24 protein-coding genes are annotated in these 23981 nt (G+C 71.3%); 6 read left to right on the top strand and 18 right to left on the bottom strand.

What is annotated here, in order from left to right; all coding sequences use genetic code 11:
* Positions 1–65: 65 nt before the first annotated feature.
* Both ABIE67_RS14200 and ABIE67_RS14195 read left to right on the top strand, forming a co-directional pair.
* A complete protein-coding gene (locus ABIE67_RS14200) occupies positions 66–1829 on the top strand; it encodes a SpoIIE family protein phosphatase (RefSeq protein ID WP_370256855.1) in 1764 nt (587 codons plus the stop codon).
* Between the two features lie 31 nt (positions 1830–1860).
* On the top strand, positions 1861–2223 hold the full coding sequence (locus ABIE67_RS14195; RefSeq protein ID WP_370256854.1) for a 5-carboxymethyl-2-hydroxymuconate Delta-isomerase: 363 nt from the start codon (positions 1861–1863) through the stop codon (positions 2221–2223).
* A 22-nt stretch (positions 2224–2245) separates the two neighbouring features.
* Here the strand turns inward: ABIE67_RS14195 and ABIE67_RS14190 are convergent, their stop codons facing one another.
* The 5 genes from ABIE67_RS14190 to ABIE67_RS14170 form a co-directional block, all read right to left on the bottom strand.
* Complete coding sequence (locus ABIE67_RS14190) at positions 2246–2935, bottom strand: TetR/AcrR family transcriptional regulator (RefSeq protein WP_370256853.1); 690 nt, start codon at positions 2933–2935, stop codon at positions 2246–2248.
* A 56-nt stretch (positions 2936–2991) separates the two neighbouring features.
* The gene (locus ABIE67_RS14185; protein WP_370256852.1) at positions 2992–4017 is read right to left on the bottom strand and encodes a 2Fe-2S iron-sulfur cluster-binding protein; all 1026 of its coding nucleotides are present in this window, start codon (positions 4015–4017) and stop codon (positions 2992–2994) included.
* Positions 4017–4913: a metal-dependent hydrolase gene (locus ABIE67_RS14180; RefSeq protein WP_370256851.1), complete on the bottom strand. Its 897-nt coding sequence runs from the start codon at positions 4911–4913 to the stop codon at positions 4017–4019. The genes ABIE67_RS14185 and ABIE67_RS14180 overlap by 1 nt, the downstream gene beginning before the upstream one ends.
* Before the next feature lie 94 nt (positions 4914–5007).
* Positions 5008–6933 carry a hypothetical protein gene (locus ABIE67_RS14175; protein ID WP_370256850.1) on the bottom strand — a complete coding sequence of 642 codons (1926 nt, stop codon included), beginning with the start codon at positions 6931–6933 and terminating at the stop codon, positions 5008–5010.
* A 160-nt stretch (positions 6934–7093) separates the two neighbouring features.
* The gene (locus tag ABIE67_RS14170) at positions 7094–7600 is read right to left on the bottom strand and encodes a tetratricopeptide repeat protein (RefSeq protein ID WP_370256849.1); all 507 of its coding nucleotides are present in this window, start codon (positions 7598–7600) and stop codon (positions 7094–7096) included.
* A gap of 100 nt (positions 7601–7700) precedes the next feature.
* Between ABIE67_RS14170 and ABIE67_RS14165 the strand changes: the two genes are divergently transcribed.
* Positions 7701–8132: a hypothetical protein gene (locus tag ABIE67_RS14165; protein ID WP_370256848.1), complete on the top strand. Its 432-nt coding sequence runs from the start codon at positions 7701–7703 to the stop codon at positions 8130–8132.
* A gap of 92 nt (positions 8133–8224) precedes the next feature.
* Here the strand turns inward: ABIE67_RS14165 and ABIE67_RS14160 are convergent, their stop codons facing one another.
* From ABIE67_RS14160 to ABIE67_RS14120, 9 genes are all read right to left on the bottom strand, one after another.
* Positions 8225–9778 carry a DUF1996 domain-containing protein gene (locus ABIE67_RS14160; protein WP_370256847.1) on the bottom strand — a complete coding sequence of 518 codons (1554 nt, stop codon included), beginning with the start codon at positions 9776–9778 and terminating at the stop codon, positions 8225–8227.
* Positions 9779–9981: 203 nt separating this feature from the next.
* Complete coding sequence (locus ABIE67_RS14155; RefSeq protein WP_370256846.1) at positions 9982–10635, bottom strand: response regulator; 654 nt, start codon at positions 10633–10635, stop codon at positions 9982–9984.
* On the bottom strand, positions 10620–11912 hold the full coding sequence (locus ABIE67_RS14150) for a sensor histidine kinase (protein ID WP_370256845.1): 1293 nt from the start codon (positions 11910–11912) through the stop codon (positions 10620–10622). Before ABIE67_RS14150 ends, ABIE67_RS14155 begins: the two co-directional genes overlap by 16 nt.
* A 53-nt stretch (positions 11913–11965) precedes the next feature.
* Complete coding sequence (locus ABIE67_RS14145; RefSeq protein WP_370256844.1) at positions 11966–12985, bottom strand: NAD-dependent epimerase/dehydratase family protein; 1020 nt, start codon at positions 12983–12985, stop codon at positions 11966–11968.
* 105 nt (positions 12986–13090) lie between these two features.
* Positions 13091–13630 (bottom strand): winged helix-turn-helix domain-containing protein, encoded by a 540-nt coding sequence (locus ABIE67_RS14140; RefSeq protein ID WP_370256843.1) that lies wholly within the window; start codon positions 13628–13630, stop codon positions 13091–13093.
* A 293-nt stretch (positions 13631–13923) separates the two neighbouring features.
* Positions 13924–14844 (bottom strand): hypothetical protein, encoded by a 921-nt coding sequence (locus ABIE67_RS14135; protein WP_370256842.1) that lies wholly within the window; start codon positions 14842–14844, stop codon positions 13924–13926.
* Between the two features lie 83 nt (positions 14845–14927).
* Positions 14928–15959, bottom strand: coding sequence for a glutamine synthetase (glnII, locus tag ABIE67_RS14130; RefSeq protein ID WP_370256840.1), 1032 nt, complete (start codon positions 15957–15959; stop codon positions 14928–14930).
* 291 nt (positions 15960–16250) lie between these two features.
* Positions 16251–16970: a hypothetical protein gene (locus ABIE67_RS14125; protein ID WP_370256839.1), complete on the bottom strand. Its 720-nt coding sequence runs from the start codon at positions 16968–16970 to the stop codon at positions 16251–16253.
* 151 nt (positions 16971–17121) lie between these two features.
* Positions 17122–17487, bottom strand: a complete 366-nt coding sequence (locus ABIE67_RS14120; RefSeq protein ID WP_370256837.1) for an arsenate reductase family protein — start codon at positions 17485–17487, stop codon at positions 17122–17124.
* Positions 17488–17752: 265 nt separating this feature from the next.
* Between ABIE67_RS14120 and ABIE67_RS14115 the strand changes: the two genes are divergently transcribed.
* The gene (locus ABIE67_RS14115; protein ID WP_370256836.1) at positions 17753–18079 is read left to right on the top strand and encodes a hypothetical protein; all 327 of its coding nucleotides are present in this window, start codon (positions 17753–17755) and stop codon (positions 18077–18079) included.
* Positions 18080–18186: 107 nt separating this feature from the next.
* On the opposite strand, the gene ABIE67_RS14110 is transcribed toward ABIE67_RS14115, so the two are convergent.
* The gene (locus tag ABIE67_RS14110; protein ID WP_370256835.1) at positions 18187–19377 is read right to left on the bottom strand and encodes a winged helix DNA-binding domain-containing protein; all 1191 of its coding nucleotides are present in this window, start codon (positions 19375–19377) and stop codon (positions 18187–18189) included.
* A 372-nt stretch (positions 19378–19749) separates the two neighbouring features.
* Here ABIE67_RS14110 and ABIE67_RS14105 point away from each other — a divergent pair, with 372 nt between their 5' ends.
* Positions 19750–21099, top strand: coding sequence for a DUF2252 domain-containing protein (locus ABIE67_RS14105; RefSeq protein ID WP_370256834.1), 1350 nt, complete (start codon positions 19750–19752; stop codon positions 21097–21099).
* Here ABIE67_RS14105 and ABIE67_RS14100 read toward each other — a convergent pair.
* The gene (locus tag ABIE67_RS14100) at positions 21077–21829 is read right to left on the bottom strand and encodes an alpha/beta hydrolase (RefSeq protein WP_370256833.1); all 753 of its coding nucleotides are present in this window, start codon (positions 21827–21829) and stop codon (positions 21077–21079) included. The genes ABIE67_RS14105 and ABIE67_RS14100 overlap by 23 nt on opposite strands.
* 241 nt (positions 21830–22070) lie before the next feature.
* On the opposite strand from ABIE67_RS14100, the gene ABIE67_RS14095 reads away from it, so the two are divergent.
* Complete coding sequence (locus ABIE67_RS14095) at positions 22071–22358, top strand: hypothetical protein (RefSeq protein WP_370256832.1); 288 nt, start codon at positions 22071–22073, stop codon at positions 22356–22358.
* A gap of 67 nt (positions 22359–22425) precedes the next feature.
* Here ABIE67_RS14095 and ABIE67_RS14090 read toward each other — a convergent pair whose 3' ends face one another.
* Positions 22426–23010 carry a hypothetical protein gene (locus ABIE67_RS14090; RefSeq protein WP_370256831.1) on the bottom strand — a complete coding sequence of 195 codons (585 nt, stop codon included), beginning with the start codon at positions 23008–23010 and terminating at the stop codon, positions 22426–22428.
* Positions 23011–23012: 2 nt separating this feature from the next.
* Positions 23013–23930, bottom strand: coding sequence for a zinc metalloprotease HtpX (gene htpX / locus ABIE67_RS14085; protein ID WP_370256830.1), 918 nt, complete (start codon positions 23928–23930; stop codon positions 23013–23015).
* Positions 23931–23981: the final 51 nt, after the last annotated feature.

Here is a 23981-nt window from a genome sequence, read left to right as displayed (position 1 = left end):
CTTGAGTGGGGCGGACCCGATGCCTCGGGTCCGTCCCACTCGTGCGTACCCAAGGGCTCCCGACGATGGACGGTTTCGGCAAGCAGTCGGGCACGACCGTGATGGTCGTCGACGACGTCCCGACCAGCCGCTTCGCCATGGGCGCCGTGCTGCGCCGCGCCGGCCACGACGTCGTACCGGTCGCGAGCGCGGGCGAGGCGCTGAGCGAGCTGGACCTCCGGCTGGGCGCGGGATCCCTGCCCGACGTGGCCCTCGTGGACGTCGGGCTGCCGGACATGAGCGGCTTCGAACTGTGCCGTCTGGTCAAGGCCCGGCCGTCCACGGCGGCGCTGCCCGTCGTCCACTTCTCCGCCATGGCCGTGGACGCGGGGTACCGGTGCCTGGGTCTCGACGCGGGCGCCGACGCCTACCTGACCGTGCCGGCCGAGCCGCGCGAGATCGAGGCCGTCGTGCGGGCCGCCGTCCGCGGGGCGCGCCGGCGCAGCGCGGCCGAGGTGCTCGCGCACCGGCTGACGCTGCTGTCCGAGGCGATCGTCACCGTGCAGACCGCGCGCTGCCTGGGGGAGCTGGCCGACGCCGCCGCCGTGGGCACCGCCCGCCTCACCGGCACCCCCGCGGTCGTCTTCGTCATCGGCCCGGACGGCGAGCCGCACTGGGGCAGCTCCCTCAACCGCCCCCGCAACCACGGCTTCGCCCACCCGGCGGGCACCCCCACCGCCCTGCCCGACACCGCCCCACACGTGGCAGCGGCCCGGCTGATCACCCGCCTCGCGGAGGGCCGCACCGGGTGGACCGGTGTCCACAGCACCGTCGTGCCCGCCTCATTGTGGCCCTCAGGCTTCTTCCGCCCCGGCGTCCGTGAGGACGCCAGCCTTCTCCTGGCGTCGGGCCGGGAGGGGCGGGCCCGGGTATGCATCGCAACACCGGCGTGTGGGACTGCGGTGCCTGCAGCGCCCTCAAGGGGCGCGGGGCCGTATCGATCCGCGGCTCCGCCGCGGGGCGCGACCAGCCACGACGAACCCGCGGACGACCGACGGCACGGCGCGGCACTCTCTTCGGCGGCCCTCCCCACGGAGCGCCTCGCTCAGGCCACCGCCCTCGCCGCCGAGCCCCTGCTGATGTACCAGGCGGAGCGCCAGATCGCCCTCACCCTGCAGCACAGCTTCCTGCCCCAGCCTTACCGGCTCCCCCCGCTGCCCGGCGTGGAGGTCGTCGTCCGCTATGTCCCCGCGTCCCGGCAGGCCGAGATCGGCGGGGACTTCTACGCCGCCCTGCGGACCCCGGACGGGGTACTCACCGCGGTCGGCGACGTCGTGGGGCACTCGCTGGACGCGGCCACCGTCATGGTCGAGATCCGGCATGCGCTGCGCGCCTACTGCGTCGAGGAGAGCGACCCGGGCACGCTGGCCGAACGGCTCGACCGGATGCTCGTGCACTACCACCCCGAGGTCACCGCCACGGTCTGCCTGACCCTGGTCGACCCCGGCACCGGACGCACCCGTATCGCCAACGCGGGCCACATCCCACCCCTGATCGTGCGGGACGGGGGAGACACCGAGTACGTCCCCGTGGACGGGCCGCTGCTCGGACTCGGCCTGGAGCGGCCGGCCCCCACCGAGCTGGTGCTGACCCCGAAGGACCGTCTGCTCATGGTCACCGACGGCCTGATCGAGAGCCGCGGCATCGACCTCTCCGTCTCGCTGGAGCAGCTCCGCAAGGCCGCCGCCGACGCCCCGGCCGGGGTGGAGGAGCTGTGCGACACGCTGCTCGGATGCTTCGGGCGGGACCAGGAGGACGACATCGCGATGCTGGCCCTGAGGTTAGGGTGAGCCCAGATGTCGCTGTAGAACAGGAGTGCCCATGCCGCAGATCACCGTCGACTATTCCGGCGTACTGGCCGACGCCTTCGACCGGAAGGGCTTCGCGCGGGCGCTGCACACCGCCACGGTCGAGATCGCGGCGGCGAAGCCGGAGGCGTGCAAGACGCAGTTCCGGCAGAGCCAGTACACGGCGTTCGGCTACGAGGACCCCGAGGAGCAGGGCCACGCGATCGTGCACGTCACGCTCGGGCTGCTCGCCGGCCGCACCGACGAGACGAAGGCGAAGCTGACCGAGGCCGTCCTGGAGCTGCTGCGGGAGCATGTGAAGGACGACGGGGTCGTGCTGCACGCCTCGGCCGAGGTACGCGACCTGGACCCGTCCTACCGCAAGTTCGAACGCTAGGCCGTGTCCGGCGGATCGTGCCCTAGGACGCCAGCGAGATCAGCCGGCCGGCCAGCTCGCTGAACGGGCCGTCTGCCGGCTCGTCCTTGAGCATGCCGCGCAGCAGCGCGCCCATCTCCTCGTCATAGGCGGCGCTGACGGCGGCCAGCGCGGCGAAGTCGTGCACGAGTTGTACCTCCAGCTCGCCGCGCGGGATGCGCCGGCCGTCCAGCCAGATCAGGGCCGTCGACTCGGCGAGCGAGATCCAGGAGCGGACCACCAGCTCCAGCCGCGCGGGCGGGTTCGTCACGTCCAGATGCGAAAGGATCTGGACATACGCGGCCTGCCGTACGGAGTCGATGAGGGCGTTCGTCGCCGTCGAGCCGACGGCCGGGCCGCCCCGCATCAGCGCCGAGAAACCGGGGCCGTGGTCGTCCACGAAGTCGAAGAACCGCCGCATCACCCGCAGCAGCCGTGCCCCCAGCGGCCCCTCGTGCGGCTCGATGAAGCGGCCCGCCAGTTCGTCCGAGGCGCGCTTCAACGCGGCTTCGTACAGGCTGAGTTTGCCGGGGAAGTAGTGGTAGACCAGCGGTCGTGAGATGCCCGCCGCCGACGCTATCTCGTCGATGGAGACGTCGTCGGGCGAGCGCTGGCTGAACAGTTCGAGGGCGACGCCGATCAACTGCTGCCGTCGCTCCTCGACTCCCATTCTTCGGCGTACCCCGGTAGTCATGCGAACACCCTACCGATCGAATCCGGCCCCGAACGGACCGGACCGGTCATGGACGTTCATAGATCCAGTACGAGTCGATCACCTCGCGCTCGCGACACACAGATCAGCATCGAGTCCGCCCGCTCCGCGTCGGTCAGCAACTCGTCCCGGTGATCCACCTCGCCCTCCAGCACCCGCTGTTGGCAGGTCCCGCAGAAGCCCTGCTCACAGGAGTAGGCGGTGTCGGGCAACTCCGCTCGTACGGCGGCCAGTACGGTCGAGTCGGCGGGGACGGTCAACGTCCGCCCGCTGCGCCGGAGTTCGACCTCGAAGGCGCCGCCCGCCGAGGCGCGGGGAGTGAACCGCTCCAGGCGCACCCGGGGGAACCGCTCCTCGACGGCGGCCATCAGCCCCTCCGGCCCGCAGCAGTAGACGGCGGCGTCCGCCGGCACGTCCGCGAGGTGTGCGCCGAGATCGGGCACCCCCTCCACGACGGTCACCCTCCCCGTCCCGCCCAGCTTCTCGACCTCCTCCAGGAACGGCATCGAGGCACGGTCGCGCCCGCAGTACAGCAGCCGCCACTCCACGCCGTCGGGCAGCGCCCGCAGCATCGGCAGGACGGGCGTGATCCCGATCCCGCCCGCGACGAAGACGTACGACCCGGCCGCGACGAGCGGGAAACGGTTCCGGGGACCCCGCACCTCCAGCTCCATCCCCTCCCGCACCTGCTCGTGCACCTCGCGCGAGCCGCCCCGCCCGTCCGGGACCAGCCTGGTCGCGACGGTGTACGACGAGGTGTCCTCCGGGTCGCCGCACAGGGAGTACTGCCGCACCAGCCCCGACGGCAGCACGAGGTCGAGATGCGCGCCGGGCTCCCAGCGCGGCAGGTCGTGCCCCTCCAGTCGTAGTCGTACGACCCCCTCGGCGACCTCCTCCCGCGAGGCGACCAGCAGACGCAGCGCCCGCGACCGGGGCCGCCCGGAGACCGGTTCCTCCAGCGCGGGCATCGGCCACAGCGGCGAGACCTGGATCCGGCGCCGCATCGCCCGCCGGGCCAGCAGGGCGGTACCGGCGACGACGGCGAGGGTACGGAGCTTCGGCATCAGGCGGCACCCTTCGCGGACTTCTCGGCGGTCTCGGCGGCCAGCGCGGCGGGGGAGGAGGCCAGATAGGCGACGGCCTGCGCGGTGGAACCCTCCTGCGAGGGGTGGTACGCACGGCTCAGATAGCGGGGGACCGACTTGAGCATGTCCCCGGTCGTCGGGAGCGTGCCCCGCCTGCCCCGGACGTAGAAGTCCTTGAAGGAGGCCCGGCCGTCGACGAGCGTCGGGTCGTTCTCCATGAAGAAGCGCGCCCCGCGCTGCCACAGGAAGACCAGGGCGGTGAACGCGGTCGCCCAGGTCCGCACCCGCCGCCGGTAGTCGCCGTCGACATGCATGAACAGGTCGAACGCGACCGACCGGTGCTCGACCTCCTCGGCGCCGTGCCAGCGCAGCAGGTCCAGCATGGTCGGGTCGGCCCCGCGGCGGTCCAGTTCCTCGGCGTTGAGCACCCAGTCGCCGAGGAAGGCGGTGTAGTGCTCGATGGCCGCGATGATCGCCACCCGCTCCATCAGCCACCAGCGGCGCGCGCGGCCCGGTGGCAGGGTGCGGTCGCCGAGCAGCTTCTCGAAGAGCCAGTCGACCTGCGCGGTGTACGGCGTCGGGTCGAGCCCCTGCTCCCGCAGATGCGGCAGCACCTCGTCGTGGGCCTGTGAGTGCATCGCCTCCTGCCCGATGAACCCGATGACGTCCTCGCGGAGCCGCTCGTCCCGGATGTACGGCAGCACCTGCTTGTAGACGTGCACGAACCACCGCTCGCCCGCGGGCAGGAGCAGATGCAGCACATTGATGGTGTGCGTGGTGAACGGGTCGCCGGGCACCCAGTGCAGCGGGGTGTCGTCCCAGGAGAAGGACACCTTGCGGGCTTTGAGGGGTATCCGGTCCTGCGTATTAGACATGGCGTCAATGTACTGACGGGTAGGTCCGCGGTGAACCCTTGTGCAGGCTCTTGTTTACATTCACGTCAGCAAGGCTTGAGACCGGCGGGGGACCTCAGTGAAGCCCGTCGATCGAGCGTCCGCTCTCCAACGTGCCCTTCAGGTCGGCCTGTACGCCCTGCTCCGTCCGCACGGCCAGCAGACTGCCCCGGGAGGTACCGCGCACCCCGCCCGAGGCCCGGATCGACTCCGTGTCCCGGGCGCCCGCCGCCAGCAGGTACCAGCCGCCCTTCTGCGCCTTCCACAACACCCCCGCCAGCACATGCGGATCGCGCGTTCCGCACGCCGGCACGTTCTGCGCCTTCGCCGCCACCGTCGCGTGGGTCGCGCCCGGCGTCCGGAACTGGGCCAGCACCCGCTCGCCGCCACCCCGCCAGGTCTCGGCGCGCGTGCACACCCAGTCCGCCGCGCCGGTGTGGTCGGGGAGCGTCTGCTGGGCATACGCCCAGGCGTTGACCGTGCGCACCCCCGCCGACCGCATCGCGCCCAGCCAGCAGGAGTACGGCGCCCAGGTGTGCAGCGCGTGCGTGCCGGACACGTCCCTGGTCTCCCCGGGGCGGCCGGTGGTGAGCCGGGCCGGGACCAGCTCGGCGAGGTCGGTCAGCAGCCGGACGCCGGTGCTGTCGGTCACCTGGAGGGCGTTCCACGACGAACACGCGCCGGCCTGCTGGGCGCCGGGGCTCGCCAGCGGCGAGGTGACCCCGTCGGTCACGGTGAGGTCCATCGCCCCGGCGTCCGGCTTCAGCAGGTCCCGCTCGGCCGCCGTCTTCACCCAGGGCGCCATCAGATAGCGGACGTTGCCGTCGGCCCGGCTCAGCACCACCGCGCTCGCCTCCGCCCTGGTCGCGTTGTCGACCCGGGAGAAGTCCAGGGCGGCACCGGCCGTGCCGTCCTTCGGCTCGGCGTAGCGGGCGATGCGCAGACCGTCGTAGAGGAGCACCACGCGCGCGTTGTCGATGAGCCCCGCGTACAGCAGCTGCGGCGCGCCGGACGGGCCGCCCGCCGGGGTGCCGGGCGTCGCGGAGACCGTGACCTTCTCGCCGGGGCGGGCCCACACGGCGAGCGCGCGGCGCAGCAGGGCCGAGTCGTCGGTGAGGTCGCCGCGCGCCGGCCACACGGAGAAGTCGGTACGGGCGGAGGACTGCCAGGCCAGGGCGGGGACCTTCGTCAACTGGGCCGGATCCAGGGCCGCCTCGGCCGCCGGGTTCTGCGCGTACGAGGGCGCGGCGGGACCGTCGGGGCCCCAGTCCTCACCGGGCAGACCGAGCAGCGCCCCGCACACGAGGAGGGCGGCCCCGGCGGCCAGCGCGGCCTTCGTGTGCTGCCTGCGCCGCATCAGGTCGGTGGGCCGGGCCTGGAGCGAGCACGGGTCGAACTCGGGGGAGTCGAGCAGCGCCTGCTGCGCCGGAACGGTGTCGGCCTCCTCCAGCGCGTCGTCCACGTCCTCGACGCCGGCCGCCGTCAGGACGTCGCGTACCTCGCCGTCCGGGAGCTTCTCCAGCCCGCGCAGGACGTAGGCGGCCCGCGCCGGGCCGGACAGCGCCGACAACCTCTGGTCCAGGGCGAGTTCGTCGGCGCCGCCCGACCGGGGGAAGAGGCGCAGGCCCCAGACCTGGGGCAGCAGGGGCGGCAGCTGGGAACGCTTGGGCCAGGCCAGGCGGCGCAGCGGCAGGCCCGCCTCCAGCGCCGTACTCAGGACCCGCAACCGGAGAAACGCGTACCCCGGGTCGCCCTCGCGGCCGGTCGACTGGGCCGGGATCGCGGGCGCCGACGCCGCCCGGCCCCGGGGCAGCGCACGCTGGGTGAGGGAGTGCGCGGTCACCACGCGCCGGTTGCGGCCGAGGCTCGGCGGCAGCACCAGGTAGGCGAGCCGGACCAGACGCGGGTAGTGCTCGACGAGCGCGGCCTCGGCCCGCTCGACATCGACGACCGCATCGGCCGAGGCGGGTGCGGGGCGCGGGGCGACATCCTGTGACTGCACGTTCAGCAGAACGAGCGAATGGTCAGTAGGTCACAGTCCACATGGCTCGGCGAAAGCGCCCCAAAGGGGCGCGGGGCTGTATCGACGTGCGGCTACCGCCGCGTGGACGCGACCGCCACGACGCGCCCGCAGACGCCGGAACACCCGGTCCCGGCAGTTCCTACGGCGTACTCACCAGCGCCCGCGCGTAATTCGCCATGGAGCGCTGATACCGCGGCAAATGCGGCGCGAGCGCCCCCAGCACCAGCGACAACCCCTCCCGATCACGCCCGAGGCTCGAAAGACACAGCGCCAGCGTCGCCCGTACCGCGTCATCCAGCTCGTCGGACGGCGCGTCAAGTTCGGGCGTCAGCAGCTTGACGCCCTCCTCCGCCTGTCCCACGTTCCGGAGCGAGCTGGACAGCTGGATCTTGGCCCGCCGCCCCTTGTAGCCGCTCACGTCGCCGAGCCCGCGCGCCAGCGCCTCCCGGTACAGCGGCACCGCCTTGTCCGAGTGGCCGGTCGAGTCCCAGGCGCAGGCCTGCTCGAAAGGGCCCAGCGGGCTGTCGTCCGGCAGTTCGGCGACGAGTGCGTCGATGACGGCACGGAAGTCGGACGCGTCCTGCTCCGCGTAGGTGTCGAACGTCGACCACGCGGCGGTCACACGATCTTCCCAGTCCTGGTTCATCGCGTCACTCTCGCACGGGAGGGCGAACAACGGCAGCGGTATTTTGAGCGCTCCGCGCGCGGGAGCCGTATCCACCGGGAGGCCCCTCAGGGAGGAAGACATGAAGGTGACCCGACCGATGCTCGTGGCGGCTGGTGTCGCGGCGGTGTTCGCGCTGGCAGGCTGCGGATCCGGCGGCGACGAGCAGGCGGCGGTGCCCGAGACCGCCACCGGCAGTCTGGAGCACCTGGCCGCCGAGGCGAAGTGCGACCCGAACATGCAGACCGACGCCGACGAGATCCGCCAGGCCATCTGCGAGAGCGGCAAGGAGAAGTACATCCTCGCAACCTTCGCCACCGACCGCGGCCAGGCCGAGTGGCTGAGCGGTGCGAAGGACTACGGCGGCTATTACCTCGTCGGCCGCAAATGGGTCGCCGTCGGCCAGGAGAAGACGGTCACCACGCTGCAGAGCAAGCTGGGCGGAACCATGGAGGAAGGCTCCGCGCACATGAATCCCGGAGGCAGTCACAACAGCGGCAGCCACCACGGCTGACCGCGGATATCCGGGCCGCGGATATCCGGGACGGACGAAAGCCGGCGGTGGGAGGAGATCCCACCGCCGGCTTCCGTTACCGGTTCAGACTGCTACTGGCAGTCCTGCCCGCTGTTGATGCACTGGACCATCTCGTTCATCGTGTTCTCGTCGAAGAAGTTGATGAAGTCGTTGTGGTCGGTGATCGCCTTGTGCAGCTGGTCCGGGAAGGAGTCCACCGCGAAGGCGTTCTGGACCTGTCCGTTCTGGATCTGCGGGGCCTGAACGTCGTAGACCAGACGGACCTGGAGCTGGGGGATCGCCTGGAAGCCGTTGGCGCAGGTCCCGTCGCCCTGGACGAACGCCACGTGCGTGCGGTGGTTGGCGCTGTCGATGTTCTGACCGTCCCAGCAGCTCTGGAAGTTCGACGTCCGCACCACGGAGCTGCCCTCGGGGCAGATCGGGAGCTTGTCGTGCAGCTGGACCTGGTCCTCGAAGCCGGTGCAGCTCCAGTTCGCGTTGGCGTTGTTGTTGCCGTTCACGAAGGACTTGGCGTCACCGGTGATGATGCGCAGGGCCTGCGGCATCGCGACGACATCGCTCGTCTTGTTGCCGACGAACTTCAGCTGTGCCTCGCTGGGCTGGACGATCGTGCCGACGTTGCCGTCCTGACCGCCACCCGGGGCGTTCGCGTCGATGTCGTTCTGACCGTCCTGCACCCGCAGCACCGGCCAGAAGTACGACGACCTGTCACCCTGGTTCTGGCAGGTGGTGTCGCCGTTCGCCAGGTCCTGGTCGCTCGCGAAAGCGTTGTTGGCCTGGTTGCCGACGTAGTCGTGCTGGTGCTGCGCACCGTTGCTGACACCGGGAGCGACGATCACGTTGTCCGAGTTGCGGTTCTCGTTCTCGTTGGTGCCGCAGTTCGTGGTGAAGCTGCCGGTCGAACCGCTGTCCCCGTTCGCGGGGAGGCCGTTCGCGCCGACGCCCAGCTGTGCGTTGCCCTGGACCTGCGTGATGTCCACGAAGTCGTCCGCGTTCGGACCGTTGCCGCCCTGACCGCCGTTGCCGCCCTGGTCCTGTCCGCCGCCGTCCTGGCCGCCCTGGTCCTGACCGTCGTTGTTCTGGCCGTCGTTGTTCTGGTCCTGACCGTCCTGGTTCTGGTCCCCGCCCTGCTGGCCGTCGTTGGTCTCCGGCTGCTCGGCCGGGACGCCCTGGCACTGGGCGAGCTGGTCCAGGTTCTGCGGTCGCTGGCCGCCTGCCCGGTTGATGTTGATGCCGATCCGGTCGAGCGTGGCCACGCGCTTGGACTTCAGCGGGCCGAGGATGGCGTTGTTGACGTAGTTCGCGTCCCCCGCCTGGGCCTGCCGCGTCTCGGCGAGACGCTTGTAGGCATCCGTGACCTGCCTGTCCAGCAGCGCCAGCTCCTTGGCGACGCCCTTGCGCGCGCTCTTCGGCACCTTCGTCAGCTTCTGGCCGACATCAGGGCAGTTGATCGTCGCGACCTGGGCGTTCGTGGACTTCGTCTGGTTGTAACCAGAGTTGTCCTCGTGTGCCGAAGCATAGAAGTTGGCCCATACAAGCCCGCCCCCACCGAGCGCTAGGGCTGCCGATGCGGCTATGGCCTTGGTGGCCAGCGGCGTCCGGCGTTTTCTTGTGTTGCGTCCCATGGAACTCCTCTGACTTCCTTTTTCGGGGCATCGAGGGCGCCCGACAGGAGTGAAGCGGCTCCCATTCATACGGAGCGCGTCCCAGGGGTGTTCAGCCGTCCCGGAAATTGTTGAGAGATTCGTGAGAACGCTGTGTGCTCAACAGCCCCGGAAACACCGGGAGTTGTTGATCCCGCACGACGGGTGAATGGCCGGGTCCGTTTTCACCGGCCGTGGTCGAGATACGCGAGAACCGCCAGCACGCGACGGTTGTCGTCGTCCGACACCTCCAGGCCCAGTTTGGCGAAGATATTGGCGGTATGCTTGGCGATCGCCCGTTCCGTGACGACCAGCCGCTCGGCGATCGCCGCGTTCGTCCGCCCCTGCGCCATCAGCTCCAGGACCTCCGTCTCGCGGGGCGTCAGCCGTGCCAGCGGCTGGTCGCCGGCGGCGCGCCGGGTCAGCAGCTGCTGGATCACCTGCGGGTCCATCGCCGTACCGCCCGCCGCGACCCGCCGAACGGCGTCCACGAACTGGTCCGCGTCGAAGACCCGGTCCTTCAGCAGATACCCCACCCCGCCACTGCCGTCGGCGAGCAACTCCCGCGCGTACAGCTGCTCCACGTGCTGCGACAGCACCAGCACCGGCAGCCCGGGCTTCCTCCGGCGGGCCTCCAGCGCGCACTGCAGTCCCTCGTCGGTGTGCGTCGGCGGCAGGCGTACGTCGACGACGGCGACGTCAGGCTCCAGCTCGGCCAGCGCGCGGGCCAGCTCGGGGCCGGTCTCCACGGCCGCCGCGATCTCGAAGTCGTAGGCCTCCAGAAGCCGGACGAGTCCGTCACGCAGCAGGAACAGGTCTTCGGCTAGGACAACGCGCAAGGAATCTCCATGGTGACCATGGTGGGGCCGCCCACGGGACTGCTGACGGCCAGGACGCCGTCGAATGTACCCAGTCGCCGCTCGACTCCGGCGAGGCCCGACCCCGCCCCGATCACCGCACCGCCCGTGCCGTTGTCGGTGACGGTGACGCGCAGCATGCCGGTGGCGCCCTCGTGCACGTGATGCAGGTCGATCCAGATCCGGTCGGCGCCCGCGTGCTTGACGGCGTTGGTGAGCACCTCGCTGACCGCGAAATACGCCGCCGACTCCACGGGCGCCTCCGCACGCCCGGGCAGCTCCACGTTCACCTCGGTCGCGATCGGCAGCCGCAGCGCCAACGCCCTTACGGCGTCGCCCAGTCCCCGCTCGGCGAGCACGGGCGGGTGGATGCCGCGCACCAGGTCGCGCAGTTCGGCGAGCGCGTCGACGGAGGACCGGCGGGCCTGCGCGACGAGCTGCTTCGCCTTCTCCGGATCCTTGTCGAGCAGCATCTCGATGGTCCCGAGGTCCATGCCCATCGCCACCAGCCGCGCCTGCGCCCCGTCGTGCAGGTCCCGCTCGATACGGCGCAGTTCGGCGGCGGAGGTGTCCACGGCGTCCCGCCGCGTCTCGGTCAACACCCGTACGCGCTCGGCGAGTTGGCCCTGGCTGGAGGCGAGGACTGCCTGGGTGAGCCGGAAGTGGACCTGGAGCAGGCGTGCGGTGAGGAAGTGGGCGAAGAAGAGGAGGACGAGGCCCAGGGCACCGGCGGCGAGCGCGGACGCCTGCCCGGTGATCGGCACGAAGCCGTACCAGTACGTGCCGCCGCCCGCGTCCGTGAAGACCCGCCACAGCCCGGCGGCTATCACGAACCCCTCCAGCGGATAGAACAGCAGCACGGCCGGCAGCAGCGCGGTCACGAATCCGGCCGTCATATCCACCGGCAGCCAGCGCAGGTCCCGCCAGGTCGCCGGGTCGCGCAGCATCCAGAAGGTGCGCGTCCACGGGTTGGCGACCCAGGGCGACGGCAACGGCCGGTACGCCGGCGGAATCCGCACCCCGCCCCACTCGGCGGCGAGCACCCGCCGCCAGTCGGCGTACGCCCGCACCCCAGTCAGCACCCAGGGCGTCGTGACAAGGCCGACGCCGACGGGGATCAGCGCGATGGACACGAGGGAGAGGACGAAGCAGAGCACGGACCCCGGCAGCGAGATCAGGGCCAGCCCCAGCCCGCGCAGCGCCGCGACCCCCATGCCCCGCGCTCTCGAACTCCGGCCGCTTTTCGTGTCATTGGTCATGGCGTCAGTCTTGCCGAGGGCGCGGGGGCGGGTCACTGGGGCGGGGCCCCCGATCAGGAGGTGGTGTCAGGTACACCCCCCAGGCCCGCGAGGACCTTCGCCTCCACCTCCGGGTCCAGGCCCTTCGCGCTCCGGTCCGGCCGCATGGGCGCCGTACGGCCGATGTCCTGGAGCCACCGCCAGGTGTCGGCGACGGTCTCCTCGACGGGGCGGCAGCGCAGTCCGGTCGCCAGGGCCCGGGACACGTCCGCGCTGTGCAGGGCGTCGTGCATGTCGCTGCCCGGCGGCACCCACACCGGCAGCTGCGTCCACGGTTCGATCCCCGCGTCGAGGATCACCTCGGGCTCGGTCCACCGGAGTTCGGCCGTACCGCCGACCGTGGCGACACAGGCGTCGAGCAAGGTGCCCATGGTGGCGTGACCCTGCGGGCTCATCAGGTTGTACGGCCCGCTCAACTCCCGCTCCACCGCCCCCAGCGTCCACTCCGCGAGATCACGGCCGTCGGCGTACTGGAGCGGAAGGTCCCGTGGCCCCGGGGCCAGCACCGGCCCGCCACGGGCGATCCGCGTCAGCCACCACGGCAGCCTGCCGACGTTCTCGTACGGGCCGAGGAGCAGCCCGGCCCGCACGAGAACGGAGTTCTCCGCCCCGAACTCCTCGACGGCGGCCAGCTCGCCACCCCGCTTGTCCCGCAGGTAATCGGTGTGGTCCGCACCGGCCTCGGCGCCCTCGACCAGCGGCGCGTCCTCGCCGTACCCCGTGGGCGGTGCCCACGCGTACACCGAGCAGCTCGACACATACGCATAGCGCCCGGCGCGGCCCCGCAGCAGCCGCGCCGTGTCCCGCACCGCGCGGGGCGCCGCCGACCAGGTGTCGACGACGGCGTCCCACTCGCCCTCCGCGAGGGCGGCGAGTCCGTCGGGCGCGGTGCGGTCACCGAGCAGTGACCGAACACCCTTCGGGGCCTCGTGCCGCCCCCGGTGGAAGACGGTCACGTCCCAGCCGCGCCCGAGGGCCGCCTCCACGACGGCCCGCCCCGCGAACTCCGTACCACCCAGCATCAGAAGCCTCATACCGCCGACTCTGCCCCGTGCCGGGTCGGGACGGAACAGGACTCTGCCGTCAGCAGAAGACCGTCAACACAACGGGGGAGGAGCGGCGCACCCCTGGACGGCGGGTCAGCGCCCGACCGGCGGGGTGTACTTGTACCCCACCCGCCGCACGGTCCGGATGGTGTCCCGGTGCTCGGCGCCCAGCTTGCGGCGCAGCCGGGCGATGTGGACGTCGACGGTACGGCCGTCCCCCACATGCCCGTAGCCCCACACCGTGGTGACCAGCTGGTCGCGGGTGTGCACCCGATGCGGGTGGGCCACCAGATGGGCGAGCAGCTCGAACTCCAGGTAGGTGAGGTCGAGTTCACGCCCGTCGACGGCGGCGGTGCGCCGCACGCTGTCGACGCTGACGAGCGGATCGCCGGCGACGGGCGCCGCGACCGGAGGCTGCTGGTCGGCCGGGACGAGCACCAGGTAGCCGATCATCGGCGGCTGCCCCGGCAGCGTGGGCAGGGAGTGCGGGGGAGCGGGCAGCCAGGTGGCACCCGGCGGCAGGAGGTCCGCGACGTCGATCACCTCGTCCCGGTCCACGGCGCGCAGATGATGCCGTGCACCGGCCGGGGCGTTGAGCGTGGGGGCGGTGGAGAGAGAACGAGTGGTCGCCATGAGAGGTCAGCTCTTTTCGCGCGAGAGGTCCGTTGGGAGACGTACGTCGTTGCGCGCTGGCCGAAGGCCGGGAGGTTACGGCTTTACAGGGCCCGCGCGTTCACGCGCGGCAACACACCCGGTCGAAGTCGTGGTGCTGACGGGAAGGCCAGAAGGGCTCGAGGTCATGGCGACCTGTCGCGGAGTACTTCTGGAAGCTGGCCATGTCCCCATTGAAGCAGACACCGCCCACGGAGAGGAGCCTCCTCTCACTGCTCGGACGCTTCTTCGACCCGAAGCCGATGTCGCGTGCCTCACCCCTCCAGGCGTTTCCGCCAGTCCAACGGCACGACAGTGATCGACTTCCCCGGCGACCCGTCCCACTCCGTGGACAGCCCCACCCCACTCAGCGCGGCGACGACCTCCCGCCCCACCCCGGCGGTCGTCTCCTCGACCCCGTCGAACCCGCCGTAGTACAGGGCGAGCCCATGGCCATCCGCGGCATGCTCCGTCACCTGCTGATGAAAGAAGACGAACCCACGCGCGTCCTCCCCCTCCCCGCCGATCTCCGCCATCCCACATCCCCGGCAGCAAGCGAAGTTCTCCCGGGCGGTGATGCCACTCGCGCCCAGCGCCCGAAAGGCCTCGCTGAGCCGCTCCGGATCGGTGACGCCCTCCCACGCCTCCTGCTCGGCGAGCCGCTCCATCCACAGCCGGTCCACCAACTGCCGCGCCTGCGCCGTGGACACCGGCCGCTCGTCCCCCTCGGCCAACCACTCCTCGGCGATCTCGACGAGCACTCTCCGACTGTCGTACCCACAACGCAACCGGGCCCGGACGCGCTCCTCGACCTTCTCCCGCACGTCGTCCGGCAACTCGGGCACAGCGTCCCGAGGCCCCAGGTCGACCGCCTCCCACACCACGCCCGAGTCCCAGCCGACGTCCTGCCGCGCCCAGCCGACCACCAGATCGGCCACCTGCCCGCCATCGCCGAGATCCGTGCCGTAGAACCCTTCCTCCCCGACCCGGTGCTCCAGCCGGAAGCTCCCACCGTCCTCGTGCCACACCTGCGCGAACACATCAGGGAGGTCCGGTATCCGCTGGACGATCAGAAAGCGGTCGCCGGCACCCCCGATCCGCTCCACCAGCTCCCGCAGCCGCTCCGCGGAAATTCGCGCATGCGTCTGCCAGTTCTCCGTCTCGACCTTGATAGCGAGGCCCCCGTCGATCACCATGCCCCCACCCTGGCACGCCCCACTGACAACGCGAGGGGGCGCCCACCGTCCCGGTGAGCGCCCCTCAAGAACCGCGGCGAGGATCAGACCTGTCCGGCCTTCTCCAGCGCGGAGCAGCAGGTGTCGACGAGCAGACGGGTCACCACGTACGGGTCGACGTTCGCGTTCGGACGGCGGTCCTCGATGTAGCCCTTGCCGTCCTGCTCGACCTGCCACGGGATACGGACCGAGGCACCACGGTTGGAGACACCGTAGGAGTACTCGTTCCACGGGGCGGTCTCGTGCAGACCGGTCAGGCGGTCGTCGATGCCGGCGCCGTAGTTCTTGACGTGGTCGAGCGGCTTGGAGCCCTCACCGAGCGACTCGCAGGCGGTGATGATCGCGTCGTAGCCCTCGCGCATCGCCTTCGTGGAGAAGTTCGTGTGCGCACCGGCACCGTTCCAGTCGCCCTTCACCGGCTTCGGGTCCAGCGTCGCGGCGACACCGAAGTCCTCGGCGGTGCGGTAGAGCAGCCAGCGGGCGACCCACAGGTGGTCGGAGACCTCCAGCGGCGAGACCGGGCCGACCTGGAACTCCCACTGACCGGGCATGACCTCGGCGTTGATGCCGGAGATCGCGAGACCGGCCTCCAGGCAGTTCTCCAGGTGCGCCTCGACGACCTCACGGCCGAAGATCTCGTCGGCGCCGACACCGCAGTAGTAGCCACCCTGCGGCGCCGGGAAGCCGCCCTTGGGGAAGCCGAGCGGGTAGCCGTCCTGGAAGAACGTGTACTCCTGCTCGATACCGAAGATCGGCTCCTGGCCGGCGAACTTCTCCGCCACCTCGGCCAGCGCGGCACGGGTGTTGGACTCGTGCGGCGTCATGTCGATGTTGAGGACCTCGCACAGGACGAGGATGTCGTCGCCACCACGGATCGGGTCCGGGCAGGTGAAGACCGGCTTGAGGACACGGTCCGAGGAGTGGCCCTCGGCCTGGTTCGTGGAGGACCCGTCGAAGCCCCAGATCGGCAGCGCGTCCAGACCGACGGGCTCGCCCGTGATGATCTTCGTCTTGGAACGGAGCTTGGCGGTCGGCTGGGTGCCGTCGATCCAGATGTACTCAGCCTTGAAGGTCACGGGCCACTTCCTTCGGGGTGTGTCTGCACTTGCGGGTGCTGCGGCGCTGCGGCACTGAGGCGCCGCTCTTGTTGCCCGCGAGCCTGTCAACAGGCGATTTCCCGGTCATTGCTCGAATGTGAACCCCGTGTTACCTGAGGGGGCTGTGGCGCGTTTCACGCCGGAGTCACGACAGCACGGCCCGCCGCGGGCACCCGGCACCAAACCCGTACCCCACACACGTACAGGGCCCTGCCGCCCGTGGCCGCGAGCAGCAGGACCCCTGACACGTACGAGGTGATTACCGGAGCCTCACCCCACCTTCTCGATCACCGCTCGCCGAATCAGGAACTTCCCGGCTTCCCGCACCTGCTCGAAGGCCGCGTTGTTGAGCAGCACACAGCTGCCGGAAACAGAGGTGACCTCCACCGTCGTGGACTTGTTGTTGTCCAGGTTGGTGACCTTCAGCTTCGTACCGGCCGGGAACTGGTTGCTGGACGCGGCCGGAGCCCCTCCCTCACCGGAGAGCGTGACGGTCGAGCCGTTGCAGACCTGCTGACCCGAGCCCGCGGCCCCGCCGCCGGCGTCCCCCGCGTTCCCGCCGTCCCCGGCGTTCCCCGCATCGCCGTTGCCGGCGGCGGCGTCCCCCGCACCCCCGGCTTCCTCGGCACCCCCCGCGGGAGCGCTCGGCGCCGGCTGTGTGGCTTGGGAGTCCTGAGCCGACTCCCCGGCGACACACCCGGACGCTTCCTGCTGGACCTTGATCTGCGCGATGACGGCCTCGCGGTTGGCGATCCGCGCTTCGGACTGCGCGTCGGGCTCGGCCCGTTGCCCCTCGATGAACCGCTGGTTGTTGCCGAGCGCGGTGGCGAGCCCCTGGCAGACACTCGACTCCGCGGCGGACTTGACCGTCGGCGACTGCGAGGCGTTCGAGGTGCTCGCCATGACGAAGGCACCGCCTCCCGCCACCGTCGCCGCACTCACCAACAGCGCGATCTTCTTCTTCGTACTGACAGTTCTCCTACGCGACATGCGCGCCTCCTGGGAGGTCGGGGAGCGTACGCCGCTATGTACGAGATACCGAACGAAGTTACTCAGCGGTTTCAGGAGTCACACAAGTAACCTACGTCACACCCCGCCTGAGAGAGCCTCAGCCCTCCCTCGGTCCTCCCTCAGTCCTCCCTCATCCCTCCCGGGACAATGCATCCCGCACGGCGTCCTCGCTGCGCCCCACCACGGCCGTACCGTCCTCCGCCGTGATGATCGGCCGCTGGATCAGCTTCGGATGCTCGGCCAGGGCCTTCACCCACCGCCCCCGCGAACTCTCGTCCCGAGCCCACTCCTTGACCCCGAGCTCCTTGGCGACGGCCTCCTGGGTCCGGGTGATGTCCCACGGCTCCAGCCCCAGCCGATCGAGCACCTCCCGGATCTCGTCCTCGCTCGGCACGTCCTCCAGATACCGACGGACGGTGTACTCGGCCCCTTCGGCGTCGAGCAACGTGAGGGCGCTACGGCACTTGGAACAGGCCGGATTGATCCAGATCTCCATGTCGCTCACGGTATCCCGACCCGTCCGCAACGATCCCGACTCGGCGCGCACCCTGTCCGCCACGAGCTCCGTGTTCGATTTCTTCGGCGCCTCTGGCGCCCCTCGCGACCCCGCCGTGACACAGTGACAATTTCGTTGCTGACCAGGGCATTTCAGCGAACCCTGGCACCCCCCGATTGTCAGTGCCGGGCAGTAAACTGTAACCAGTGTTCGAGAGCGTCGCCGGGCAACCCGACCGGCGCTCTACCGCGACAGGAGGATGCCTGTGCCCGCTGCCGCACTGAAGCAGAAGCCGACCCGCAAGCCGCTGCCCACCCAGTCCACCGCGCAGCGCCCGGTGCTGCTGGACCTGCCGTACGCGCCCGTGGAGAAGCGGCCGCTGCCGCCGGGCCGGCCGCGCGAGTGGTACATCACCCACAACCGCCGCCTCAAAGCCCTGCGCCTCGCCATAGCCCTCCTCGACACGGGCGTCTACATGCCCAACCAGGCCCGCAACGAGACGATCCGGAGCACCGCCGAGACCATCGGCGTACACCCGCCGTCGGACACGACGTGCCACATGGTGCGGGCGCTCATGAAGTACTCGCGTTAAGCCGCGCCGCCGGGTGCCCCCAAGGTCCAGGGCACCCGGCAGACGCGACACCCCGCACCACTCGTACGCCCCCACACCCCCCACGCGCCACAACACCCGCCCCACCCCTACGCCGACAACTCCCGCTCCAACGGCGTCCGAAACCGAGGCGTCACCCGAGCCGCCCCCACCCACCCCCGGACCCGCTCCGCCTCCACCGCGACCGTCGCCTCCACGGCCCGCCGCTCCCCGCTCCCCAGCTCCTCCAGCAACCGCCAGACGATCTCCCCGTCCCCCCGCTGGGCCCACCCGCCCACCACCCGCCCGTTCCACCACACCGTCGGCCCCACATTGCCGCTGCGGTCGAACAGCGATGGCCACAGCTCCGGCGCCAGATACCACTCCCGCCGCTGCCACCCCATGGCCGTGGGGTCCAGCGCGGGCAGCAGCGCCGCCCACGGCTCCGCGGGCTCCGCCACCGGACCGACGTCACCGTCGACGACGTACCCCGTCCCCTGGTCGAGGGACACGGCCTGCGCTCCCGTCGCCGCCAGCGCCCGGCGCACCTCGGTGACCCGCCATCCGGTCCACCACTTGAGGTCGGCCTCCGTCGCCGGCCCGCACACCGCGAGCCAGTTCCGCAGCAGCTCCGCCTGTGCCCCGGCCACGTCCAGCTCGGGATGCTCGGGCGCCACCGCCCACCGGAACTGCGAGGACGTCCAGGAGCCCAGCGGCCGCCCCCGCACCACCTTCCCCTCGATGCCCATCACCCGCAGCAGCCGCGTCGAGACGGTGTGCACCCCCTCGTAGCTCTTGCCGGCCCCGTACACGAACTGCTCCCGCAACCGTGGCTCGTCCTCGGCGAGTTCGGCCGCGGTCGCCTGCCCGCGCCGCGCCAGCGCGGCCAGCGCCGACGCCTCGACCTCCGCCAGCCAGGCGGCGTCCGGCGCCCCGGCGGCCGCCATGTGCTTGACCAGCGTGGCCCGCTCCCGGGCGGCGACCGCGAGGCCGGTCGAGGCGTTTACGACGGCCGTCAGTCGGGTGGGGAACACGAACACGGTGTGCCGCATGCCGTGCATCCGGACCAGCGCCCGCTCCTCGTACAACGCCCGTTCCGTCTCCGCGACGGTCGTCGCGGGCTCGGCCAGCCGTGCCCCCACGGCCAGGTACACGGTCGCCGGATCGGTGCCGTGCAGCGCGACGAGCGACTCGGCGACCTCCTCCGGGCCCCCGGCCCGCGCCGCCCCGGCCAGCCGATGCCGCGACCCCAGCCGAGCGCGCCGCTCCGCCACCCCGATGTACCGCAGCCCCTCACCCATCCCGGCCTCCACCCGTCACGCCGCCACACCACCCGTACCCGCATCCTCCCGGACCCCACTGACAACGGCCCCCGCACGCCGGACGCCCTCACGCCCCGAAGTCGCGCCCGCCCCACCACCCCGTCACCCGATTGCCGTACCCGGCATGCGTCCACCCCCCGCCCCGCCTTCACTGCGAATCAGAGGGTGGCGGACCTCGCCCCGAGCGGGCATGGCAGCGGGAGGTGCGATGGGCAGGCACGGCATACGACGGCCGGTGCGCGGGGCGGCCGTACCCACACCGATGCACGGGACGGCCGTACCCCCACCGGCGCATGGGCCGGCCGTGGCCCCACCCCCGCACGGGACGGCCGTACACAGAACCGTCTCCCCATGACGACCCCCACCACCCCGGCCGACCGGGCCCTGCGCGGCAAGGCAGCCCGCAAGCAGGTCCCCCGCTCCGCGCACGCCGGCTGGATCCCCTCCGTGGACCGCCCCGGCCCCGTCGCCGTACTGGAACGCCAGGGCCGTGACCGGCTGCCGGAGCTGCTGCCGATCAGGTACGGCAGGATGGCGGCGTCCCCCTTCGCGTTCCTGCGCGGCGCCGCCGCCGTGATGGCCGCCGACCTCGCCGCCGCCCCGCACACCGGCCTCACCGTGCAGCTGTGCGGCGACGCCCATCTGCTCAACTTCGGCCTGTACGCCTCCCCGGAGCGCTCCCTGCTCTTCGACCTGAACGACTTCGACGAGACGTTCTGCGGTCCATTCGAGTGGGACGTCAAACGGCTCGCCACCTCGGTCGCCGTGGCCGCCCGCGAGATCGGGCACCCGGAGGCCAAGGCCCGCCATGCCGCCCTGACGGCCGTTGTCGCGTACCGCACCACCATGCGGCGGCTGGCCCGGCGCGGCGAACTCGACGTCTGGTACACGAGCATCGACGCCGAGCAGCTCCTGCCCCTGGTCCGCTCGGCCCGCGACCGCCGCCGGGCCGAGACCAGCCTCGGGCGCGCCCGCCGCCGCACCAGCCTGCGGGCCTTCGACCGGCTGACCGAGGTGGTCGACGGGCGCCGGCGCATCATCCACGACCCGCCGCTCCTCGAACCCGCGGGCACGTCCGACATGGCCTCCCTGCGCAAGATCTTCAGCGACTACCGCTCGACCCTCTCCGAGGAGCGCCGCCTGCTCCTCGACCGCTACCGCTTCGTCGACGCCGCCCGCAAGGTCGTCGGCATCGGCAGCGTCGGCCTGCGCTGCTTCCTCGTGCTGCTCGCCGGGCGCGACACCGACGACCCGCTCTTCCTCCAGATCAAGGAGGCCCGGCCGTCCGTACTGGAGGAGTACCTGCCGAGTGGGCCCTACGTCCACCCCGGCCATCGCGTCGTCGCAGGTCAGCGGCTGTTGCAGGCGGCCAGTGACATCTTCCTCGGCTGGATGTCCGGGCCGCAGGGCCGCGCCTTCTACTGGCGTCAGCTGCGCGACATGAAGGGCTCCGCGGACGTCGCCGCGATGAGCCCGGACGGCCTTCTCGCCTACGCCCGCCTGTGCGGCACCGCCCTCGCCCGGGCCCACGCCCGCTCCGGCGACCGGATCGCCATCGCCGGCTACCTCGGCAGCGCCGACACCTTCGACCGCGCGGTCACCGAGTTCGCCCTGGCCTACGCCGACCAGACCGTCGCCGACCACACGACCCTGGGCGCGGCCGTCGGGGCCGGGGTGGTCAGGGCCGCGCCGGGGATCTGACGGGGTTCGGCTCGCCGTCCAGCACCGATGTCACGAACTCCCGCCGGTCCTCGGCATGTTCCTGGAACCACAGCCCCAGCATGTGCGCCGCGTCCGGCACGTCGAACCGCGTGAACCGCGAGCGAGCGGCCAGCGCCTCCTGCACCGCCTCCGTCACGGCCGGCGGGATGACCGCGTCCGTCCCCGGCACCGCGAGCACCGCCCGCCCCTCGTACGCCCGCAGCACTTCGAGCGCGGGCGCCCCGCGCCAGCCGTCATGTCTGCGGATGATCTCGCTGAACCGGCCGTCCCCCTCGCCGAACGGCACGTCCCACGCCTCCCGCGCGTACACGGCGGGGGCGCACAGTCCGACCGCCGCCACGCGCTCGCCGTAGTGCGCGACGACGTCCGCCACCGTCTGCCCGCTCATGCTGAACCCGACCACGATCAGCGGGCCGTCCGCCGGCACGCGCGCGTCGATGACGGCGACCGCCTGGTCGAAGCGGCGCCGCAGGCTCAACTCCCGCAGCGCACCGGTGCTTTCGCCGTGCCCCGAGAAGTCGAAGGCAAGCCCACGACAGCCGCGGGACACGAACTCGGCGAGCAGCGGGAGCAGTCGCTCCTTGCTGCCGTTGCCCGCGCCGTGCAGCAGCACGACGGTGGCCGTGCCCGGGGCGCCGGCGTCACCGCCGTACACACCGCTGAGCAGTTCGCCGTCGTGGGCGTGTGTGAAGGGGGAGAGCTCGGTCATGTGCCCCATTCATTCACGGCACTTGGGCCACGGGAAAAGGAGGTGCACGCCCGGTGACCGGATCCCTACGCTGGACACGCGTAACGGAGCAGCTCACGCCGCTTCGCGCAGGGCAGGCGCCACCCTGCGGGCTCGGGGCTACTCTCTACGCACCGACGGACGGCCGCCCTTCCCCAGCGCCCCGTCGGACATCGGTCACCGCTCAAGATCCAGAATCGAACCACGCTCACGGAGGCCCGTGATGGGCACCATCGTCATGTCCGGGACCGTCGTCCTGGTGATCTTAGGATTCGACAACCACCTCTACTGGCTGGCCGCCGTCGCGGTCCTCTTCCTCTACCTGCAGTACGGCCGGAGCTCCTCCGTGCCGAGCGGCGGGGCCGGGGGAGGGGCCTCGGCGGGAGGTTCCGCGCCCGCGGACTACCGCTCCTACCGCGACCGCCGCGACATGCAGGCCAAGTGGGAGCGGCGCTACCGGCGCGAGCGTCCCTTCGAGGCCCGTCGCCAGGAGCGCGACAAGAGCAAGTGAGACCAGCTCGGCCGGTAGTTCGCCGGTGGTCCGCCCGTGGTCCATCGGCAGCCCGAGGTGCCCCCGGTCACAGGCCGGGGGCACCCCAGACCGGGAACCAGCGGCTCAGGTCCTGCTCGATCCGCAGGTCGTCCGCGAGGACCGCCTTCACCCGCAGCTCCAGCGGGTTGTCCCGCCGTTCGGCGGTGCCGGGCAGCGGCGCGAACGGGTAGAAGGTGCCCCGCTTGTAGAGGTAGACGAGGGCGAGCCGCCTGCCCTCGTCGTCCTCGAACCCCGTCAGCGAGCACAGCAGCTGCGGCCCGAAGCCGTTGACCTCCATCGCGCTGTTCACCGCGTGCAGGTCGTTGACCAGCTCCGGTAGCTGGTCGGGCTTGCGCGTGGAGACCAGCCACGAGTACCCGTAGTCGTCCTGCGTCAGCCGCACCGGCCGTCCCTCGCGCTCGGCGTCCGCGTCGAGCAGCGCCTGCACCTCGCGGTGCGTCTGCGCGAAGGCGGCGCCCTCGACCGTGGCGAAGCACACCGCCCCGCTGCCGGTCGGCCGGAACCCGGCCGCCGCCTCCAGGGTGACCGCGGCCGACGGCAGCCCGAAGAGCTGGTCGAGATCGGGCGCGACCGGCTTCGTACGGCCGAACAGGATGTCCAGCAGCCCCATGCTCACACCCCTCCGGGAGCCGCGGCCTCGCCCAGCTCGGTGGAGATCCGCCCCAGTTGGTCGAGCCGCTGCTCCAGGCTCGGGTGGGTGGAGAAGAGCCGCGCGACGCCGGGTTCCCGGCCGAGGGCCGGCGTGAAGTAGAAGGCGTTGAAGGCCTGAGCCGTCCGCAGATCCTTGCTGGGGATCCGGGCGATGTCGCCGGAGACCTTGGTGAGCGCGGAGGCCAGCGCCGAGGGCCGCCCGGTGAGCAGCGCCGCGGCCCGGTCGGCGGCCAGCTCCCGGTACCTGGACAGGGCCCGGATCAACAGGAAGCTGATCGCGTACACGGCCGCCGACACGCCCAGTACGGCAGCGAAGATCACGGCGGTGTTCTGGTCCCGGCGCCCGCCGCCGAACAGCTGGGAGTAGAAGGCGAACCGTACGATCAGCCCCGCGATCACCCCGAGGAACGAGGCGACGGTGATCACGGCGACGTCCTTGTGCGCCACATGCGACAGCTCGTGCGCGAGCACACCCTCCAGCTCGTCCGGCTCCAGCCGACGCAGCAGCCCCGTGGTCACACAGACCACTGCATGATCGGGATTGCGCCCGGTCGCGAACGCGTTCGGCATGTCCATCTCCGACACGGCGACCACGGGCTTCGGCATGTCGGCGATGGCGCACAGCCGGTCGACGACCCCGTGCAGCTCGGGATACTCCTCCCGCTCCACGACCCGCCCCCGCATCGCGAACAGCGCGACCCGGTCGGAGAACCAGTACTGCGCCCCCAGCAGCCCCGCCGCCACGACCACGACGAGCACCCAGGACTTCAGCAGCACGATCAACGCGGCCACGAACGCCACGTACAACAATCCGAGCAGAAACAGAGTGATCCCCATCCGGGCGGTCAACCGCCGATCACTCCGGAACCGGCTCTGCATCTCGCATCACCCCGCGCGCACTCAGGCACTCGTCCCACTGCCCAGTGTGCA

Source organism: Streptomyces sp. V4I8, assembly GCF_041261225.1.
Lineage (GTDB): Bacteria > Actinomycetota > Actinomycetes > Streptomycetales > Streptomycetaceae > Streptomyces.
Note: the sequence above shows the minus strand (reverse complement) of the source record. Positions and strands in the feature narration are given on the sequence as shown.

Excerpts from the sequence above, each read along its gene's own strand:
- ABIE67_RS14200 (WP_370256855.1), top strand. The coding sequence starts at position 66 with ATGGACGGTTTCGGCAAGCAGTCGGGCACGACCGTGATGGTCGTCGAC.
- ABIE67_RS14195 (WP_370256854.1), top strand. The coding sequence starts at position 1,861 with ATGCCGCAGATCACCGTCGACTATTCCGGCGTACTGGCCGACGCCTTC.
- ABIE67_RS14190 (WP_370256853.1), bottom strand. The coding sequence starts at position 2,935 with ATGACTACCGGGGTACGCCGAAGAATGGGAGTCGAGGAGCGACGGCAG.
- ABIE67_RS14185 (WP_370256852.1), bottom strand. The coding sequence starts at position 4,017 with ATGCCGAAGCTCCGTACCCTCGCCGTCGTCGCCGGTACCGCCCTGCTG.
- ABIE67_RS14180 (WP_370256851.1), bottom strand. The coding sequence starts at position 4,913 with ATGTCTAATACGCAGGACCGGATACCCCTCAAAGCCCGCAAGGTGTCC.
- ABIE67_RS14170 (WP_370256849.1), bottom strand. The coding sequence starts at position 7,600 with ATGAACCAGGACTGGGAAGATCGTGTGACCGCCGCGTGGTCGACGTTC.
- ABIE67_RS14165 (WP_370256848.1), top strand. The coding sequence starts at position 7,701 with ATGAAGGTGACCCGACCGATGCTCGTGGCGGCTGGTGTCGCGGCGGTG.
- ABIE67_RS14160 (WP_370256847.1), bottom strand. The coding sequence starts at position 9,778 with ATGGGACGCAACACAAGAAAACGCCGGACGCCGCTGGCCACCAAGGCC.
- ABIE67_RS14150 (WP_370256845.1), bottom strand. The coding sequence starts at position 11,912 with ATGACCAATGACACGAAAAGCGGCCGGAGTTCGAGAGCGCGGGGCATG.
- ABIE67_RS14145 (WP_370256844.1), bottom strand. The coding sequence starts at position 12,985 with ATGAGGCTTCTGATGCTGGGTGGTACGGAGTTCGCGGGGCGGGCCGTC.
- ABIE67_RS14140 (WP_370256843.1), bottom strand. The coding sequence starts at position 13,630 with ATGGCGACCACTCGTTCTCTCTCCACCGCCCCCACGCTCAACGCCCCG.
- ABIE67_RS14135 (WP_370256842.1), bottom strand. The coding sequence starts at position 14,844 with ATGGTGATCGACGGGGGCCTCGCTATCAAGGTCGAGACGGAGAACTGG.
- ABIE67_RS14125 (WP_370256839.1), bottom strand. The coding sequence starts at position 16,970 with ATGTCGCGTAGGAGAACTGTCAGTACGAAGAAGAAGATCGCGCTGTTG.
- ABIE67_RS14120 (WP_370256837.1), bottom strand. The coding sequence starts at position 17,487 with ATGGAGATCTGGATCAATCCGGCCTGTTCCAAGTGCCGTAGCGCCCTC.
- ABIE67_RS14110 (WP_370256835.1), bottom strand. The coding sequence starts at position 19,377 with ATGGGTGAGGGGCTGCGGTACATCGGGGTGGCGGAGCGGCGCGCTCGG.
- ABIE67_RS14105 (WP_370256834.1), top strand. The coding sequence starts at position 19,750 with ATGACGACCCCCACCACCCCGGCCGACCGGGCCCTGCGCGGCAAGGCA.
- ABIE67_RS14100 (WP_370256833.1), bottom strand. The coding sequence starts at position 21,829 with ATGACCGAGCTCTCCCCCTTCACACACGCCCACGACGGCGAACTGCTC.
- ABIE67_RS14095 (WP_370256832.1), top strand. The coding sequence starts at position 22,071 with ATGGGCACCATCGTCATGTCCGGGACCGTCGTCCTGGTGATCTTAGGA.
- ABIE67_RS14090 (WP_370256831.1), bottom strand. The coding sequence starts at position 23,010 with ATGGGGCTGCTGGACATCCTGTTCGGCCGTACGAAGCCGGTCGCGCCC.
- htpX (WP_370256830.1), bottom strand. The coding sequence starts at position 23,930 with ATGCAGAGCCGGTTCCGGAGTGATCGGCGGTTGACCGCCCGGATGGGG.